Source organism: Bradyrhizobium sp. USDA 241, from assembly GCF_049739505.1.
Classification (GTDB): Bacteria; Pseudomonadota; Alphaproteobacteria; order Rhizobiales; family Xanthobacteraceae; genus Bradyrhizobium; species Bradyrhizobium liaoningense.
On the sequence record NZ_JBMGPZ010000009.1, the window covers coordinates 62264 to 79909 of the forward strand.

The window sequence follows — 17646 nt, forward strand, 5'->3', positions numbered from 1 at the left end:
CGATGCGCACGGAATACGCGGACAGTGGCGGGCATGATCGGCTGCCTCCAGTCGCCAATGGCAGTGATCGATCAATGCCCGCGCGCTCATTCACCACGCCCTACTTTGCTTCCGCCAGTTCAAGTCGGATAGTCCCGCCCAGCCGTGTCAGGCCGTAGACCAGAGCGATGATGGCGGCTGCGGCGGCGGTCCATCCCAGTATGCCGATCGCAGCGTCAAGTCCGCCTGCTCCCGCAGCAAGAATACCGGCAACGATCGGGCTGAAGAATTGCCCGACATAGAACGCACCGGAGAATCCGCCAGCACCCAGCCCGCGCTGTTCGAAAGGAAGCCTGGACATGATCCACGTCAGGTGAAGCGGGATGACGAGGCCGCCACCAATGCATGCGATGAACGCACCAACGACCGTGAGCTGAGGAGTTCCGGCAGCGGCAACGATCGCAAATCCAGCCGCGAACAACACGAGACCCGAGGTCAGGAGGCGCATCACCGGCTGTCGCGCGAAGGCCTGGAAAAGATAGGAGCCCAGCGGAACACCGAGGTTGGCGATGGCACTCGCCAAACCAATACTCTCGGGCGTTGCAAGCCCGCGAGAATTAAGCACGAAGCTGAGCTGGACCGGCACAACGTAGAATGCGATGGATGAGAGCATCGTCATCAACCAAAGCGGCGCAATGTGCAGCCAAGGGAACGGCGCTGATTGTTTGGCTTCGTCCGTAAGCCGATCGATCGGCTGAGTTGGCTCCCAGAGGAAGAAAATGAAGAGCGGCAACAGCAGGATCATGAAGCCATAGACAAGAAAGGGGGTGTGCCACCCCCACGCCAGCCCGCCCAAAGCACCACCTAGGCCGAACGCGATCACCGCAATCACCGATGCAGAGCCGAATTGGAATGCCAGCCACCGCTCTCGCGCCCGGCCAGAGAAGTAGTCCACCGTCAAGACAGTGGCCACCGCCGTCAGTACCGCCTCGGTCGCGCCGACGATCATGCGGCTGGCAATGATATGGTAGATATCATTGAGCCAGACCGGCGCCGATCCCGCGATAGCGTAAACGACAATAGCCGCTATCAGGGCATTCTTGCGTCCGACGCGCTTGACCAAAACGCCTACGAAAGGAGACAGCAGCGCGATGATCAACGCAGGGCCGGCAAGTACCGTCGTAACCAATACCTGCGCATTCGGGTGCTGCGCAAACTCTTTCATCATGAACGGCAGGACCGGCGACAACAGAACCACCCCAAAAACCGTCATCCATGGAGCAGACGTCAAGATCCATCCCTGCAACGAGCCCGCTTGCCTTGTCATGCATTCCCCCTCTCGTGATTTATTTGTCGTAGGCCGAAGTTAAGTGACGGAGTTTGCCTTCTGTCCTCGGATGGGCCCTATCACCGTGGAAGCGACGTCCGTTGATTCCGGTTCGACTTCGCCTACCCGCAATCAGACAGGCGCGGCCAGGAACGCGTAGCCTTCGCGAAGAAGGCCCATCGAATAGTCCCGACCATGCTCCGGTTTGCGCTCTTCCCGGCAAATGGCGTATGCGATGTCGTAGACGCGCCTGGCCCTTTCCTCGCGCCGACGGCAATAGCTCACGAGCGCAGTCTCCAGACCGTCGTTCCGATCCAGTTCCTGAGAGAGAACCAGCGCATCCTCAATCGCCATACCGCCGCCAGACGTCATTTGCGGCGTCAGTGAATGGGCCGCATCGCCCAGCAGCACGACCCGGCCGCAGTGCCAGGGAGCCGGCATCATCAAGACATCGAATGGGCGGTAGCTTATGTGCTTGTCCACGCCGACCATTTCAGCAGCCGCGACCAGTTCGGGCGCCGTAAAGGGGGTGAGCAGGTTACGGAGATAATCGCACACCTGATCTTGCGGGACACGAAGCTTTTCATCCGTGCTTTCCAGGAAGAACAGATAGCACAATTCCTTCGACAGCGGCAGCGAGCCCACCATTCGACCTGTCGGAAGACGGTATAGGACGAAGCCATTCATGGACTGGGTGCGGGAGACCGTGTAACGCCACACCCCCTGGCCGGCATAATGCGGCTTGAACTCTTCGCCGAAGATTTTCTGGCGTATCTTCGAATATGCGCCATCCGCGGCGATCAGCAGATCGGCGCGATCTGTCTCGCCGTTCGATAGATGAACCGTCACCCCATCATCGTCCTGGTCAATCTGGGTGACCGTTGTATTGAAATCGATCTTCGCGCCGCTCTTCGTCGCAAAGTCCTCCAGGACCTGCCCCAAACGCGGGCGCATGATCCCCAGCGCAGCCGGACGATTGGGGTCCCAAATTCTTGGCGAGGATTGCTCGCTCAGGACCGTTCCGGCACCATCGCGCACCGACACGATGTCCCAACCATGGCCGCCTTCGAGGCAAGCATCCACCAATCCCAGTTCGGCGAGTGCCCGCAAGGCATTCCCAAGCAGCGTAATGCCGGTGCCGATCCGGTCATGCCTGTCGCCCATTTCAATGACTCTGGTGGATACGCCTATCCGCTGAAGCGCATGGGCGACCGTCAAGCCGCCAATCCCGCCGCCCACGACGAAAGCCTTCTTCACCGCGCCCATGTTATCCTCCTTCTCGTGGTATTCTATTTTTTTGGCTCCCGGTCCTACACGGGCCACGCAATGATCAGCAAACGGCTCCTTGTCGCTCGTTACAGCGAGACCGCGATGTACTTGGTTTCGAGATATTCCTTGATGCCTTCGGTCGAACCTTCGCGCCCCAGACCGCTTGCCTTGCTGCCGCCGAAGGGCGCGGCAAGGTCAGTTGCCAGCCCCCTGTTGAGCGCAACCATGCCGCTCTGCATTTGCCCCGACAGGCGCAAACCTCGCTTCAAATCCTCGGTGTACAAATAGGAGATCAGTCCGAATTCGGTGTCGTTGGCAAGTTTCATGGCGTGCGCCTCGTCGTCGAACGGCACGATGGGCGCAACGGGTCCGAAGATTTCGTTCTTCAGGATGGCTGCATCCTCAGGGACGTCGGCGAGTACTGTGGGTGCATAAAAATGGCCTGCGCGATTGAGCCGGTGCCCGCCGGTAACGACGCGCGCGATGGCATCCCGGACGAGCTCGTCGATCTTCAACACCGCCTCGGCATTCACCATTGGGCCGAGCTGCGTATCTTCGTCGACCCCATCACCGATCTTGAGCCCCGACATCCGTCTGGCCAGCCCTTGAGTGAAGTCCTCGTAGAGATTGCGCGCGACATAGAACCTGTTTGCCGCCGTGCATGCTTCTCCGCCGTTGCGCATCTTCGCGACCATGGCGCCGTCGAGCGCGGCGTTGAGGTTCGCGTCATGGCAAACCAGGAACGGGGCGTTGCCACCAAGCTCCATCGACGTGGTGAGAACCTGGTCGGCGGCCTCTCTCAGCAGAATACGACCGACCTCGGTTGAGCCGGTGAACGAGACAGTCCGCACGCGCGGGTCGTGCAACATCGCACCAACCGACTTGCCCGACTGAGAGGTCACGATCACATTGATCGCGCCCTTTGGGACACCCGCCTTCAAGATGATTTCAGCGACCGCGAGTGCGGTCAGCGGCGTTTCCGTCGCAGGCTTGAGCACGCAGGTGCAGCCGGCTGCAAGGGCCGGCGCCATCTTGCGCGTGGCCATGGCCGCGGGGAAATTCCAGGGCGTCACAAGGACGGCAATGCCTACGGGCTCATAGGATACGAGAATATGGTTCTGCCCCGAAGGCGCCAAGCTCATCTCGCCGATGATCCTCGGCGTTTCCTCGCTGTACCAGCGAAAGAACTCGGCAGCGTAGCGTACCTCCCCTAGCGCGTCTGAGTAAGCCTTGCCATTTTCGAGAGAGATCAGGCGCGCCAGCTCCCTCTCCTCTGCGATCAGCAGGATTTCGGCTCTTTGGCGCGGCGACGTGGCGGCCCACGCCGGCGCGGCGGCCGCGGCGGCATCTACGGCAGCAAGCGCGTCGGCCACGCTGGCGTTAGCGACATGGGCAATCACTTCATCATTCGAGGGATTTCGGACCTCGATCGTCGCGCCGGTTTCGCTATCCCGCCAATCTCCGATCAGGATCGGGTGGCGGCCGGACTGATATTTCCTGGCAATCGTCATGTCCTCGTCCTGATCAGGAGGGACTGCGGCCTATGAAGTACTCGTGGAGCGGATCCTCACTGGGATTAAGACCTGAGGCCCGTTGCGCGTTGCGCAGCGCAAGCATGTGATTTTCGTGCAACCTCGGCGTCGGCCCGCGCAATGGGCCACCATTGTAGCCCTGCAACCAACCCTGAAATTTCCACTGCATGCGGTTCAGCATGAACGCACCCGTCATCGACTGGGTCATCTGGTTCTTCACCTTGCGTGCCGGATGCATACGCCAGTAGATTTCGGTCGCCTCGTCGAACTTGCGCTCGCGTAGCAGCTTCATGACGTGCGGGATCAGCGGGCCCCAGAACTCGTGGTCCGAAGTCGCCGAGAGCTGGATTGGAAATAGCTGTGACAACGGGATGAGATCCCATTCCAGCGGCATCGAGATCACCACTTCTTCGCCGAACAGCCGATGGCATTCGATCACGCTCATGATCGAGGGATGGCCGCCCTCCGCCTTGATGGCGCCGATGTTGGGGCAGGCGTCCAGCATCCGACGGATCACACTCGATGAGATGTCGGCCGGATGCAGCCGAGAAAATCCCCAGATCGCCATCGGAAACAGCAGGACACCGAGATTCGTCGCATCACAGAACGCCTTGGTGTATTGGAAGATCTCATCTTCGGACTGCGGATAAAAGTTTGCGGGATAGGTCAGGAGCACGTAGTCAGCTCCGGCACGCTCAGCGAGCTGCACGGCCTCGATGTTCTGCTCGAGTGTATTCCAGCTTGCATGATGCATGACGTAGAAGTCCTTGCCGGCCTCCTCCTTCATAATCCGGACGAAATCGACGTATTCGGGAAGCGTGATGTTGACTTCACCGATGGCAAGCGACCCGACGAAGCCGTGCTTCTTGGCGAGCGCGACATCGTGGCGAATCGCCGTTTCGTTGATGCCGTTCATGTCCCCGGTGAAGGAAGGGATGGTGCAGTTCACAGCACCGATCATCCTTTCGCGAGTCCAGCCGCGTGTTTCATTTTTCGAATAAGAGGCCACTTCTATCTCCTCCCGGACTGCCGAACATGCACGGCCAGTCTCAACACTCCACCAAGAGAGACGCAGAGCTCTGCGCTAGATCGTCTTCCTGTAGAACTCGATCGGCAACGGAACGAGACGACGGGCTTTGTCGGCAAGCTCATAAGCAAGCTCGGCGCAGACGATGTCCTGGATACCGGCGCCGACGCTCTTGAACATCGGCATGCTCGCACTTCTGACCCTGTCCGCGACCTTTCCGCACAAGAGATCGTTGAGCGATACGCATTTCTGTTCGAAGCTGACGCCCGCTTTTTTCGCCGCGATCATGTCACCCGTTTCGTGCATGACCTCCTCAAGCACATCGCACACGATCAGATCAGAACGCGCGACCACGCTGGTGTCGATTTCGCGCTGTTCGGGGACCGTGGATCCGACCGAGACCACGGCCCGGCAATTATCCAGCCAGTCACCGTACAGGATTGGTGACTCGTCGCGCGAGCGCGCTGCCGCGACCACGAGGGTCGCCGGCCTTACGGCATCCTCAGGCGTATCTGCCGCGACGCAAGTGACGCCGGTCTCGGCCTGAAATGTTTTTGCAAAGCGTGCCCTGCTTTCCGGCGTGGGGCTAAAGATGCGCAGCTCGCCAATCCTGCGAATGGCGTGAATGGCGCGGGCGTGGGCTACGGCCTCCTGGCCGCTACCAATCATGCCAATGACCAAATCCTCTTTCGGTGCGAGCACGTCGAGGGCTGCCGCGGAGGTAGAGGCGGTGCGGAAGCTGGTGATGAACGCTCCATCGACAAGCGCGCGGAGCTCGCCGGTTTCCTGCTCAAACAGTGGGATCAGATAGTTGATCGCCGGCTTCGGCCCCATGCCGAACAGCTTGCCGCCCATGAAGCGAGCGCCCGGTGGAATCGCCGTCAGGCTTCTGAGCCAAATCCGGCCATTCCGCGCCACCGTCCGAAGCGGACTGACCATCGGCCCGTGCGGCACGGAATAGGCGCGAGACAGGCTTTCGATGACCTGTTTCCAATCCAGGATTTCCAAAACTGCCGAGGCCGGCACGAAGCTCACGGCCGCATTTGATACCGTCAAGGCCCAATCCTTGTATAACCAATTTCCACCCAATTAAGATCAATAATCGACCAATTTGGAAGAGTCAATCAACCAATTTGAGCGTTGGCCCAATCGGAATAGCAATCGGCGGGCACGGGGCCCGATGCCGATACAAGGATACTGCGAGGCTTACGTTTGGGGTCAGATCGGCGCGAACGGGCCCAGCAGGGCCTTGCGCACTTCCTCGAGATGTCGGCGCATGAGAACCGCAGCATCGCGAGCTTCTCGCGACTGGATGGCGTGAAAGATCGCATCATGCTCGTGCGTAATATGGCTGCGCCTAGCAATCGCGGACGGCAAGTCGGAGAGCCGCCCCCAATTTCTCTGGGTCTGGCTTTCCTGAATCATCACCAGAATTTTCAGCAGCAGCTGGTTCTTGGAAGCCTGCGCGATGGCGAGATGAAACGCCTTGTCGAGTTCGCGCCACTCCTCCCAAGCCTCTATTCCCTTCGATGTTTCGAGGATTCCCTTGATCCTTTCGACATCACTGCCAGTCGCGCGCTGCGCCGCAAGGAAGGCGATCTGCGGCTCTAGCGTAAGCCTGGTCTCCAGGATCTCAGCTGGGTTGGTTTCCAGGGTTGGGCCGGCGTCCGTAAACTGAGCCAAGCCCTGCGCTTCCGCCCGCGCGCTCATGAACGTACCCTGCCCGACATGCCTCCAGATCACTCCCTCACGTTCAAGCCTTGCCAGAGACGTGCGCAGGCGACTACGGGTCAGGTTCAGGTCGTCGGCGAGCTGGCGCTCGGGGGGCAATTGTTCGTTGGGGCGGAAGCCGCGCTCCTTCAGATAGCTCCGGAGGATTTCGATGACGGGTTGACGGGAATCAGAGATTTCATTCATCCGCCCAATATCAACCAATTCCAGCCGAATGACAAGGCCGAGCTTTCTGAGCGAACGTGATCGCGATCAGAGGGGTCAGCCGGTGGCAACCGGTGTGCGGATCGGGCCCTCCTCCGGTTCGAGGAAAAGCCGGATCTCCCCCGCCTGGGAGATCGCGATCTGCACTGAGGTCAGCGATTGGCCCAGGCACGGGCCCAGTGTGCAAGTGCCGGTTTCAATATCGAACGTTGCCCCATGCGCGCTGCAGAAGATGTGCTGCGCGTCTCTGGTCAGATAAGCGTTCTTCTTCCAGGGAAGCGGCGTGCTGCCATAGTGCGGACATACGTCCCGATAGGCATAGACCTTGTCGCTCCTGCGCACGACGAACACGGTGTCGCGCCCTATTTTGAAAGGGTCGAACCCGCGAGCCTCACCGTCCTCCAGATCCGAAAGACAGCATAGCACTTTGGTTAGCGGCTTCGTTTTGTCCGCGCTCAAATCAGGCCCCGCGCAGCGGTAGAGGAAATCTCCGCATCATTGTGTAAGCATGCTGCCTTGCATTTTCACGGAACAAGAATACGGGCGCGGCCCCCTACTCCCGCACCCGTTGGTACCCGCCGCGACCTAGCCCGGAGCCCATTTTTCCCGATGCTCCAGCAGGAAGATCTGAGAATGCTCGGTCCTCATCGGCAAGACGCGCGGCTCCCACTTATCATCGAAGACATCCATATCAGCGTCGAATTCAGCGTGGGTACCCATTGGGCTGTTGAAATACCAGAACCAGTTGGAGCCGAACTTGTGGCGACCCGGTCCCCAGAACGACTGGTATCCCTTCTTCACCATTCGCGATCCGGCAAGCATCAATTCCGTCGGACCTTGCATGTGGAATGCAAAATGCTCGATCCCTTTCATGTATTCCGGGGTTTGGATCAGGAATAGCGTGTGATGATCGGTGTTCGAAGCTGGGCGCAGGAATGGACCGCCCCCGGTGAACCGGTCCATCACGGCAAACCCAAGACGCTGGATGTAGAAGGCCTCCATCTTTGCCGCATCGGGCACGAAATAGACGACGTGCGACAGGGTTCGCGGCAACGCCGCGGCGTCCTCATTAGCGCCGATTTCGTTGAAGCCACGCTGCGGAGCAGCACCGGGCGAATTGATGCGCTCCGGCAGCAGGGTCAGCTTGCGGCGCCGCGTAATGCGGAAGCCGAGCGCGAACCCTAAGTCGTCCACCGCTTCAACCGTACCATCCGGCCGAACCTGGACTTGACGGTCCTTGCTGAGTTCATCCTTGATCTGATCCAGGGTCTGCTGATCCTCGACGCCATAAATCGTCTTTCTGAGCATGTTGCTGGTCGGCAGCGGCGGCGGCAGGCTGGGATCATCCTTGGGATAGATCGACAAGCCCGTTCCATCGAGGGCCTCGTAAAGCCCGGAGCCGTCCTTCTCACCGACATGTTTCAATCCAAAATCGGTGATGAACGCGGCGCACGCCTCCACACTATCAACACCGAACACAAGCTCATCGGGGCCGACGATTTTCAAGGCTGTCCTCCTCCATTATCTTTGTCGAAACCCGCCAATCCAAGGAGCGCATTGCGCGGGTGATCCGAGACATCAGCATATGCCCTGGCAATTCATCAAGAAAATGGATAGTTTAAATCATATCTATTCATCAGATCAATAAATTGGAGGTAAAGTTGCGGTTGAACAATCTCGATCTCAACTTGCTCGTCGCGCTCGACCACCTGATTGTCACAAAGTCCATCAGCCAGACGGCAGAGCGCATGAACCTCAGCCAGTCCGCGATGAGCAACGCCCTTGGCCGGCTTCGGCAATATTTCGACGATCCGCTGCTCGTTCGCGTTGGTCAAAAAATGGAACTGACCGTACGCGCCGAAATACTGCGCCCCGAAATCGCCGACGTGCTCACGCGCATCGAGGCCGCTTTGGCCAAGAAGCCTGATTTCGATCCCAAACAGGCGAGCCGTGAATTCCGCCTGCTCGTCTCCGACTACTCGCTTCACACCATCATTCCGCTGGTACTCGAGCTCACGGCCCCCTTCGGCGATCACATCCGCTTCCATTTCTTGCGGCAGACGGATCGACCCAACGTCTATCTGGAACGGGGTGAGGCGGATCTTCTGCTCGCGCCGCGTATCGTTTGTTCACCGGAACACCCGTCGATCAAGCTGTTCGACGACGATTATTGTTGCGTGGCATGGCGTCGCGGCAAGTACGGCCGAGAACCGCTCACCCGGAAGGCGTTCGCAGCCGCAGGTCACGTGCGATATCTTTCCTCGCCGACGGGGGGCGCGCTCGATTCCGTTCTCCTGGATCAATTGGGGATCACGCGGCGGACGGAGATCTCGACCTTCGCTTTTTCTTCCGTACCGCACCTTGTTGTCGGGACCGACCGCATAGCGGTCGTCCATCGCCGCACCGCGCAACTCTGGGCACGTCACCTCTCCATTTCAGTCCTCGAGCTCCCGTTCCCGATGGAGCGGTTCGAGCAGCAGATGCAGTGGCACCACTATCGCAGCCGCGACCCCGGCATTATTTGGATACGGGACATCTTCAAGAAAGCCGCCGCTAAGATGCAGAAGAAGTAGCCGCGGGGCAGCAAAGCTATTCCGGCGCGTTCTTTACACAACGATACGTTTCGTTTAGCTCTCCTCGGCGGGAGGAGTGACGAGGAATGCAAATCACCGTCAATTGGTTTGTCGAGCCCGCAATCTCGATCCTGGCGCGCGCCAGCACGCGATCGACGCCGGCGCGCCCGCGAATTGACGGCATTGCAACAAAATCCTCCGATGAGCAGTTCGTGGCTCTCGTGAGCGGGGCGGCAGATGCAGTCGTCACTGCCATGGACAATGTGATGGACTGGAGGATGCGCGACTTCGGACGAGATCTCTGTATCATCGCGCAAGTCGAGCAGACGACTCCCCTCTCCCTGATTGCCGGTGCGGACGTTTCCGAAATCGAAGACTTGAGAGGCGGCACGCTTCTCGTCGATTCGACGAAGAACGGTTTCGTGGTGGCCGCCAGAGCGTTGCTGGACGATGCCGGATTGCCGAGCGGATCGTATGCACTCAAAGCTGCCGGCGGCGTGCGTGAACGATACCAGAGTTTATTGGCCGGAGAAGGGGACGCCACCCTGCTCGGGCCCCCCTTCGACGGCACGGCCATCGCACAGGGGGCGCGAGTGCTGTCACGCGTGAACGATCGCTATCCTGCATTTCCCGAGCTATGGCTGATTTTGGGTGACGCGGCCTGATCAGGCGGCGTGGCTTTCAGTGTTCGGAATGACTTCGATTCCGTCGATGAACTTTACACCGGCGATGACTTTCGGCAACTGGTTCGTGCTCTTCAATCGCCGCCAGGTCTTCGATGCGGCGTCGATGAGCTTGAACACCATCAGCTTCGCAGTTTGTTGCGACAGCGATCCCTTGGTCCGCACCGTTCGGTGGCGCACCGTGGCGAAGACGCTCTCGATCGGGTTCGAGCTGCGTAGGTGGATCCAGTGCTCAGCAGGGAAGTCGAAGAAGGCGAGCAGCGCATGGCGATCCTTGATCAGGCACTCCACCGCACGTCCGTATTTGACGTGGTATTTCTCGACGAAGACGTCGATCGCGGTTTCAGCTTCGGCCCGGTGTGGGGCCAGATAGATGTTCCGCAGGTCGTTCTTCATGGGGCCCTGCACGGATTTGGCGACCTTGTCGAGTACGTTGCTCACTTTATGGCACCAGCATCGTTGGTGCCGCGTGCCGGGAAAGGCCTCGTCCAGTGCCTTCCAGAAGCCGAGGGCGCCGTCGCCGATGGCGAGTTGCGGGGCAATCCGTAACCCGCGTTGCCGCAGGTCGATCAGGAGTTCGCGCCAGCTCTGCGCGCTCTCGCGCACGCCGACCTGGAAGCCGATCAGCTCCTTCTTGCCTTCCGGCGTGGTGCCAATCAGCACCAGCATGCATTCGCTGTGATCTTCCATGCGGGCCTGCAGGTACACGCCATCGGCCCAGATGTAGACATAGCGACGCGCCGACAGATCGCGTCTCTGCCAGCGTTCGTACTCGACCTGCCAATCGGCCTGTCAATCGGCGTTTGACTGGGACCCCCTATCGGCCTCCAAAAGGGACCCCTTTGATCGGCGTGCTCTGCTGGTAGCGCTCGGGTCGTCGGAGCTGGTCGGGGTTGCGGAGACGGCGCGAGCGCGGGTTGTTTGAACATCGTCGCGGCTTTTGAATCGCCAGCTGTCGTTGCCGGTCTCGACGATGTCGCAGTGATGGGTCAATCGGTCGAGTAGCGCGGTGGTCATTTTGGCATCGCCGAACACGCTCGGCCATTCGCCGAACGCAAGATTTGTGGTGACAATGACTGAGGTGCGCTCGTAGAGCCGACTGATGAGATGGAACAAGAGCTGACCGCCGGATTGCGCGAACGGCAGATAGCCCAGCTCGTCGAGGACGATGAAGTCCATGCGGGTCAGATGCTCGGCGAGCCGTCCCTGCCGACCGTTGCGGGTTTCGGTCTCGAGCCGGTTGACGAGGTCGACGACGTTGTAGAAGCGTCCTCTAGCGCCATTGCGGATGCAACTTCTGGCGACGGCAATGGCCAGGTGTGTTTTGCCTGTACCGGTGCCGCCAACCAGCACGACGTTGCGTTGTTGGGCGATGAAGCCGCCGTCAGCGAGATCATTGACGAGAGTCTGATTGATCGGCGTGCCGTCGAACTGGAAGTCGGCGATGTCCTTGGCGAGCGGCAGCTTGGCAATGGTGAGCTGGTATTTGATCGACCTGGCTTGCTTCTCGTTGATCTCGGCGTTGAGCAGGTCGCCGACAATGCGCTGAGGTTCGTGCTGGCGCTTAACGGCAGTTGCCATGATCTCGTCGAAGGCAGCCTTCATGCCGTAGAGCTTGAGTTCGCCCATGAGGTCGAAGATTTGGGTTCGTTCCATCAGATGGTCCTCCGGAGGTTGTCGTAGCGGGCACAATCGGCGATCGGTGCATGACGGAGCGTCAGTGCGGCCGGCGTCATGATGTTGGCCGGTGGGGCGGGTTCACGTTGACGGGCCAGGATATTGAGAACGACATCGGCGGAATGAACGCCATGAGCGACCGCCTCGGCGCAGGCGGCTTCCACCGCGGGCAATCCGTCTGTCAGCACCGCATTGAGGATGTCGACCATCTGTCGATTGCCATCGTCGGCACCGGCGAGTTTGCGCCGTACACGCTCAATCGCTGCGGGCAGCACCCAGTCCTTGAAGGGAGCGCCATTACGCAAGGCACCGGGCTTGCGCACCAGCACGGGCACATAGTGCCAAGGGTCGTAGACCGTCTCGCCGCGACCGAATGATCGCGGGTGCTCGGCAACGATACGTCCATCCTGACGGATCACGATGCGATCGGCATAGGCTTGAACCTCGACCGGTCGTCCGACTGCGCTGGCTGCGACCGAGTACTTGTTGTTGTCGAAGCGCACCAGGCAGGTCTTCGAGACCGATGCCGTCACCGCATGGAAGCCGTCGAAGCGGCCGGCATAGGGAACGAGTTTGGGGCGTTCGGCTTCGAACACGTCCCAGATCGTCTGATCGGTCAGCTCCGGATGGCGATGAGCCTTGGCGTAGGCGATGCATTTGTCGAGCAGCCAGGCGTTTAACTCGTCGAGGGTTTTGAACCGCAGCCGCGGCGTGAAGAAGCGTTCCCGGACCAGCCCGACCTGGTTCTCGACTTGCCCCTTCTCCCAGCCCGACGCTGGCGTACAGGCGACCGGATCGACCAGATAGTGGCTGCACATCTGCAGGAAGCGGCGATTGTAGAGACGGCCTTTACCGACAAAGATCGTCTCCACCGCGGTCTTCATGTTGTCGTAGATGCCGCGGGTGCAGGTGCCTTTGAACAAGGCGAATGCCCGGTCGTGGGCGTCGAACACCATCTCCTGCGTCTCCCGCGGATAGGCCCGCACGAACAGCATGCGGCTGTGACAGAGCCGGACATGAGCAGCCTTCACCATCACCGTGGTGCCGCTCAGCAGGACGACCTCGTGGCTCCAGTCGAACTGGTAAGCTTCGCCGGGTGCAAAGCTCAGCGGCACATAAGCCGACGCTGTCGAGGTGCCGCGTTCCTTGCTCCACCGTCGTGCGTATCGACGAACCGCATCATAGCCGCCGGCATAACCCAGGCCGCGAAGCTCCTCGAATAGCCGGATCAGCGTCAGCCGTTCCCGCGCCGCCTTGCTCTCATTCCCTGCCAGCAACCGATCAAGCTCGGCACTCCAGGCACCCATCTTCGGGAGCGGCTGCGTCTCGCGCTCGTACCGGAACTCCGTCGCTTGAGAACGAATGACCTTGCGAACCACCTTCCGCGATACGCCAAGTTCTCGGCAGATCGCCTTGATCGGACGACCATCAACAAAGTAGGCGCGACGGATCTTACCAATCGTCTCCACCACCAGCATCCCAACCTCGGCTTCCATGACTCGATGGAAGCCACTGTGGACCCTTATCCCGGGGTCCCGATTGGATGCCGATCACCCCGAAAACGGGGTCCTTATTCCATGCCGAAACACACCCGGGGGTGCGCAATCGCCGCACGGACGATCTCGGGGGCGCCAGTCTTCTGCCCGGCGCTTGATGGGGACTGGACGCCGCTGCCAAGGCTCCATTCGACCTTAACCGCAAGCTCAGACCACGACGCGTCAGCCCGAGCCGAGGCGATGGCGCACAGAGACGCTTACCCATCCGTCAGGCCGTCCGTTTTTCATGGAGCCGGGTGTTGATCTGCGACATCAGGATCGGCCCAAGGGAAAATTCTCCAGCCTCCGCTTTCCGCGTCAGCCCGCGCAAGTAGCCGCCAGCCGATCTAATCGCGGTGCCACGCTGCAGGATGCAGGCGACAACGACCGCCGCCTGCATTTCACCCAGGACGGTTTGCGCCTCCTCCCAGGCGCTTGGGCTGATCCCCAGCGACGACCGCACAACAGCCGCCGTGGCGAAGAAATCGCGCCAGTTCGAAATCCCACCTTTCGCATAATCGACGATGTCTGGGCATGCACTCAGGACCATTCCCAACGGATACGAACCCTCGGCGACTCGCGATGGTTGAGGTTTAGGCTCGGCTCTCGCCGCCCGGCCTTTTCGGAGGCGAGGTTCAAGATCAGTAGAGGCATCTGTATTTGAATTCTGTATGTGGCGCTCAGAATGGGACTCATTGGCGCTCGGATTCTTGGATTTGATATGCGTTTCCAGAAGATTGAGCACATCGTCAGCAAGTTGCGACAGCTCGTCGGCGATCGGCTCGAGCTCCTGGCGCGTCGCGGTGCGCGGAATCTGGGCGACCATTGCGCGGAAGGCGGCATGCACCTCCTGCCAGTCGGCAGCCCCCCCCTGCCCTACCCTTCGCGTCGGGACACCTTCCTCGATGCCAGTTGCAATCATCTTCGCGATGTCGCGCCGGCACAGCGTAATCCGCTCACGCACCAGTTTGAGGGCGCGGGCTTCTGCTTCGATATCGGCCGCCAGGTTCTCGAACTCTTCCGAGCGCACGACGAGCGGTGACAGATCGAAGCCGAAGGCAAGCTCGATTTCGCCGGCATCGTCCTTCCGCGCATAGCGCTTGCCATTAGGGCTGTCGCGCCGAACGATCAGTCCCGCGTCGACCAGCACAGCCAGGTGACGCCGCAGCGTCGATGCCGGCATGCCGTGCGCCCGCCGACTGAGCTGATGGTTCGACGGGAAGACGATCAGATCATCCTCCCCTGTGAGCGCGGTCTCGGGATGGAAGGTCAGGAGCGCATTTAACACCGAGAGCGAGCGCTCCGACACGCCAAGGCGCGGCCGTGCCGTGCAGATGGCGTGGAAGATCTTCCATTTGTGAACGATCTTTTCGGGAGGGCGTTCGGTTGCGACCATCTGGCTTGCCACATGGGCAAGCGTCAATGATCGCCGCCCAAAGGGCGTCGCTGGAGAGTGTGACTGCATGTCTTTGCCTCAGCTGGGCAAAGGAAACCTGCTCGCCGAAACGACGATAAAATCGCGTAGAAACTCTTGACTGCGATTCGCGAAAGTGATTCTCTGTCAGTCGCCAAACTTGAAGAGAAGGGCTTCCGGAACTCCGTTTCGGGGGCCTTTTTCTTTTGCCTTGTCTGCTCCTGGTTCGTGTTTACGGGACGAGGCCGTCAGGCCTCGGTAGTTTCCTGACCACTGCTCGTCTTGGAAAAGGCCTCGAACAGCGCCGGGAGCTGGTCGACAAGAAATGCCGCGAATGTCGCCGAGACATTCTTGTCAAGGGTAAGCTTCAATTCGCGCTCGGCCTGACGCACGTGCGCAATCTTGTCGCCGGATACGGAAAAGACCGGCTTCTCTTCGGAAGCCTTCGATGTCCCCGCAGAGGATGGACGGCTTGCCGCTGTGAATGCGGCAAGAAACCGGGCGTCGGTTTCTCGCTCTGCAAATTTCGGTTCAGCGATCGCCGTTCTGACACGTTTGAGCGCCGCGGCATCCTTGATCAATTCAGCGAATGACTGCCAGCGACCGCGGCCAACTTTCGGAGCCTTCCCGATTGCTTGAATAACATCGGTTGGAACTGACCGGGCCACGGCAAGGAGTTTCGAGGCCTCCGCACGATCGATCGACAACGCATCTTGCACGATTGACCGGCTATGCCCGGCATCTTCGATATGCATCGCGAAGGTGGCGCGCTCAATGAAACTCAGATCTTCGCGTGGTGCGTTCTCGAGTCCTTGCGCCACGACGAGCGCTTCATCTGACAGCGCTCGCAGGATCGCTTTGACCGAAATGCCTAGTTCGCGAGTGGCGCGGACGCGGCGGTGACCATACGCACTCTGGTAGCGCCCTTTTGCTTCAGGATGCTCCCGAACGAGAACGGGCACCTCTTGACCACGCTGTGCGATCGACTGCTTAAGTGCCTCGAACGAGCTGTCATCCTGGTCGCGAAACCGGTCGGCTAGCGGTGACGGATCGATAAGCGAGGGGTCGATTTCAAGGATCATCGCCCCGGAGGCAATCCTTTCACGCAGCTCCTCGTTCTCTTTCTCAACTCCGGAAAAAGTGTCCTTCAACGAGCGGACTGAGCCGGACGAGACCCGTGGCAAGGCTCCCGGCACGTTGTCAGCTGACAACGCAGGTGACTGCGGGGCCGTGAAAAGGCTCTTGATGGTGTCAGTACGTTTGCTCATCGACCCCACACCTTCTTGAGAAGTTGCGCGATTTCGGCATTGACCGCGTCGACCGATTCCAATGCCCGGTCGTAGGCGCCCCGCCCTACGGCGCCGCGCTCCAGCTCGTAAAGTGATTGCTTGGTGAGACCAGCATTGGCGATCGCGGTCGATTTCCACACTGTGGCCTGAAGCACATCCGATCCAAAAAGAGTCCGGAGGAGAGCCACGATTTGAGCTTCGGGCACGTCATTGGGATCGTGACGCGTGATGACGTACCGGATGAAATCGTGATCGAGTCGCCCGCCAGCTTCCTCGATGACGGACATGAGGTCCGACGTCATGAGGAGAAATTGGCTCATGGACGCAACATCGACCATCTGAGGATGGATGGTCACGAGCATCGCGGTCGCCGCGTTTAGCGCGCCCATGGTCAAGTAACCAAGTTGGGGGGGGCAGTCGACGACCACGACGTCATAGTCGTCGGCGACCTGGTCGATCGCGCTGGCGACGCGACGAAAGAACAGGTCGTGCCCGCGTTCACGCCGCTCGACCATGGCTCGAGGTGTGGTGTGCTCGAACTCCATGAGCTCGAGATTGCCGGGCACGAGACCTATCCCGTCAAAATAGGTCGGCCGAATGACCTCGTGCATTGGCCGCCGGTGCTCGTCATACCGTATGGCGCCGTAGAGGGTTTCGTTCGCTCCGATGTCGAACTCGGGTTGGTACCCGAACATTGCTGACAGCGAAGCCTGCGGATCGAGGTCAATCGCGAGGACCCTAAAGCCGGCAAGGGCGAGGTATTGCGAAAGATACAATGCCGTCGTCGTCTTGGCGGAGCCGCCTTTGAAGTTCGCGACGGTGATGATTTGGAGCTTGTCGCCCGGGCGCCGGCGCGGGAGAAATTCCAGTGCTTCTCGGGGCCGCGCGGTCGCCAGATACCCGCGCAGCTCATGAATTTGGGCCAGAGTGTAAGACCGTCGCCCCCCGATCCCCGTCGCTGGGGTCGGTCCAAGTCCGTCGAGAGAGAGCTGGCGAAGGTACCCATCGGACACGCCTGCAATTCGCGCAACCTCCCCTGAGGTGAACGACCGGAGCGATTTGCTTGCTGAGGGCGGGAACAGTGTCGTCGCGAGCGAGCGAAGCTGGCCGGAAAGAATGCCGGCATGCCGAGAGATCCGCGCAGACGCAGTCTCGCTCATCGTAACCGTATCTTCCGCTAAGGTCGTCATTTGCCTTCTCAAGACGGTTTCTGCGCGTCAGACGCCTAATATCCGTCTTGAGAGATGGCCACGATTCTATGATTTGAGCAAGAAATAAAGGGTTAACGAGTTCTTAACGCTCGATGGCGTGCCCAACTGCGAGCAGCGGCTTTTTGGACGCGTCGCCCTGTTGTCAGCTGACAACAATGGCCCCGGCCAGCCGGGGGAGCCTCTACTATAGCGCGA

General features: G+C 60.0%; 14 protein-coding genes and 2 pseudogenes. 2 read left to right on the forward strand and 14 right to left on the reverse strand.

The window, feature by feature from the left end; translation table 11 throughout:
- Positions 1-100: 100 nt before the first annotated feature.
- The 8 genes from ABIF91_RS45470 to ABIF91_RS45505 form a co-directional block, all read right to left on the reverse strand.
- Positions 101-1306 carry an MFS transporter gene (locus ABIF91_RS45470; RefSeq protein ID WP_051393982.1) on the reverse strand — a complete coding sequence of 402 codons (1206 nt, stop codon included), beginning with the start codon at positions 1304-1306 and terminating at the stop codon, positions 101-103.
- A 132-nt stretch (positions 1307-1438) separates the two neighbouring features.
- Positions 1439-2572: an FAD-dependent oxidoreductase gene (locus ABIF91_RS45475; protein WP_028181296.1), complete on the reverse strand. Its 1134-nt coding sequence runs from the start codon at positions 2570-2572 to the stop codon at positions 1439-1441.
- 89 nt (positions 2573-2661) lie between these two features.
- Positions 2662-4086 carry an NAD-dependent succinate-semialdehyde dehydrogenase gene (locus tag ABIF91_RS45480; RefSeq protein WP_028181295.1) on the reverse strand — a complete coding sequence of 475 codons (1425 nt, stop codon included), beginning with the start codon at positions 4084-4086 and terminating at the stop codon, positions 2662-2664.
- Positions 4087-4099: 13 nt separating this feature from the next.
- Positions 4100-5116: a dihydrodipicolinate synthase family protein gene (locus ABIF91_RS45485; RefSeq protein WP_026193395.1), complete on the reverse strand. Its 1017-nt coding sequence runs from the start codon at positions 5114-5116 to the stop codon at positions 4100-4102.
- Between the two features lie 75 nt (positions 5117-5191).
- The gene (locus ABIF91_RS45490) at positions 5192-6169 is read right to left on the reverse strand and encodes an ornithine cyclodeaminase family protein (RefSeq protein ID WP_018273766.1); all 978 of its coding nucleotides are present in this window, start codon (positions 6167-6169) and stop codon (positions 5192-5194) included.
- Positions 6170-6352: 183 nt separating this feature from the next.
- Positions 6353-7051, reverse strand: a complete 699-nt coding sequence (locus ABIF91_RS45495) for a FadR/GntR family transcriptional regulator (RefSeq protein WP_424579928.1) — start codon at positions 7049-7051, stop codon at positions 6353-6355.
- Between the two features lie 75 nt (positions 7052-7126).
- Positions 7127-7495: a Rieske (2Fe-2S) protein gene (locus ABIF91_RS45500; protein WP_100213550.1), complete on the reverse strand. Its 369-nt coding sequence runs from the start codon at positions 7493-7495 to the stop codon at positions 7127-7129.
- Between the two features lie 159 nt (positions 7496-7654).
- Positions 7655-8575 carry a VOC family protein gene (locus tag ABIF91_RS45505; protein ID WP_028181293.1) on the reverse strand — a complete coding sequence of 307 codons (921 nt, stop codon included), beginning with the start codon at positions 8573-8575 and terminating at the stop codon, positions 7655-7657.
- Between the two features lie 161 nt (positions 8576-8736).
- Between ABIF91_RS45505 and ABIF91_RS45510 the strand changes: the two genes are divergently transcribed.
- Positions 8737-9642 carry a LysR family transcriptional regulator gene (locus tag ABIF91_RS45510; protein WP_244430210.1) on the forward strand — a complete coding sequence of 302 codons (906 nt, stop codon included), beginning with the start codon at positions 8737-8739 and terminating at the stop codon, positions 9640-9642.
- A gap of 86 nt (positions 9643-9728) precedes the next feature.
- On the forward strand, positions 9729-10307 hold the full coding sequence (locus tag ABIF91_RS45515; protein ID WP_051393981.1) for a hypothetical protein: 579 nt from the start codon (positions 9729-9731) through the stop codon (positions 10305-10307).
- On the opposite strand, the pseudogene ABIF91_RS45520 reads toward ABIF91_RS45515, so the two are convergent.
- The 6 genes and pseudogenes from ABIF91_RS45520 to repA all read right to left on the reverse strand — a co-directional run.
- Positions 10308-11114 (reverse strand): annotated as a pseudogene (locus tag ABIF91_RS45520) (IS256 family transposase); the annotation flags it as partial.
- A 3-nt stretch (positions 11115-11117) separates the two neighbouring features.
- Positions 11118-11981: an IS21-like element helper ATPase IstB gene (gene istB / locus ABIF91_RS45525; RefSeq protein WP_038952122.1), complete on the reverse strand. Its 864-nt coding sequence runs from the start codon at positions 11979-11981 to the stop codon at positions 11118-11120.
- A pseudogene (gene istA, locus ABIF91_RS45530) lies at positions 11890-13480 on the reverse strand (IS21 family transposase). The gene istB and the pseudogene istA overlap by 92 nt, the downstream one beginning before the upstream one ends.
- Positions 13481-13766: 286 nt before the next feature.
- On the reverse strand, positions 13767-15002 hold the full coding sequence (repC, locus tag ABIF91_RS45535) for a plasmid replication protein RepC (RefSeq protein WP_028181603.1): 1236 nt from the start codon (positions 15000-15002) through the stop codon (positions 13767-13769).
- Positions 15003-15199: 197 nt separating this feature from the next.
- Positions 15200-16219, reverse strand: coding sequence for a plasmid partitioning protein RepB (gene repB / locus ABIF91_RS45540; RefSeq protein ID WP_018273801.1), 1020 nt, complete (start codon positions 16217-16219; stop codon positions 15200-15202).
- Complete coding sequence (repA, locus tag ABIF91_RS45545; RefSeq protein WP_018273802.1) at positions 16216-17430, reverse strand: plasmid partitioning protein RepA; 1215 nt, start codon at positions 17428-17430, stop codon at positions 16216-16218. The genes repB and repA overlap by 4 nt, the downstream gene beginning before the upstream one ends.
- Between the last annotated feature and the right edge of the window lie 216 nt (positions 17431-17646).

Excerpts from the sequence above, each read along its gene's own strand:
- ABIF91_RS45480 (WP_028181295.1), bottom strand. The coding sequence starts at position 4,086 with ATGACGATTGCCAGGAAATATCAGTCCGGCCGCCACCCGATCCTGATC.
- ABIF91_RS45515 (WP_051393981.1), top strand. The coding sequence starts at position 9,729 with ATGCAAATCACCGTCAATTGGTTTGTCGAGCCCGCAATCTCGATCCTG.
- ABIF91_RS45470 (WP_051393982.1), bottom strand. The coding sequence starts at position 1,306 with ATGACAAGGCAAGCGGGCTCGTTGCAGGGATGGATCTTGACGTCTGCT.
- ABIF91_RS45475 (WP_028181296.1), bottom strand. The coding sequence starts at position 2,572 with ATGGGCGCGGTGAAGAAGGCTTTCGTCGTGGGCGGCGGGATTGGCGGC.
- repC (WP_028181603.1), bottom strand. The coding sequence starts at position 15,002 with ATGCAGTCACACTCTCCAGCGACGCCCTTTGGGCGGCGATCATTGACG.
- ABIF91_RS45495 (WP_424579928.1), bottom strand. The coding sequence starts at position 7,051 with ATGAATGAAATCTCTGATTCCCGTCAACCCGTCATCGAAATCCTCCGG.
- repA (WP_018273802.1), bottom strand. The coding sequence starts at position 17,430 with ATGACGACCTTAGCGGAAGATACGGTTACGATGAGCGAGACTGCGTCT.
- repB (WP_018273801.1), bottom strand. The coding sequence starts at position 16,219 with ATGAGCAAACGTACTGACACCATCAAGAGCCTTTTCACGGCCCCGCAG.
- istB (WP_038952122.1), bottom strand. The coding sequence starts at position 11,981 with ATGGAACGAACCCAAATCTTCGACCTCATGGGCGAACTCAAGCTCTAC.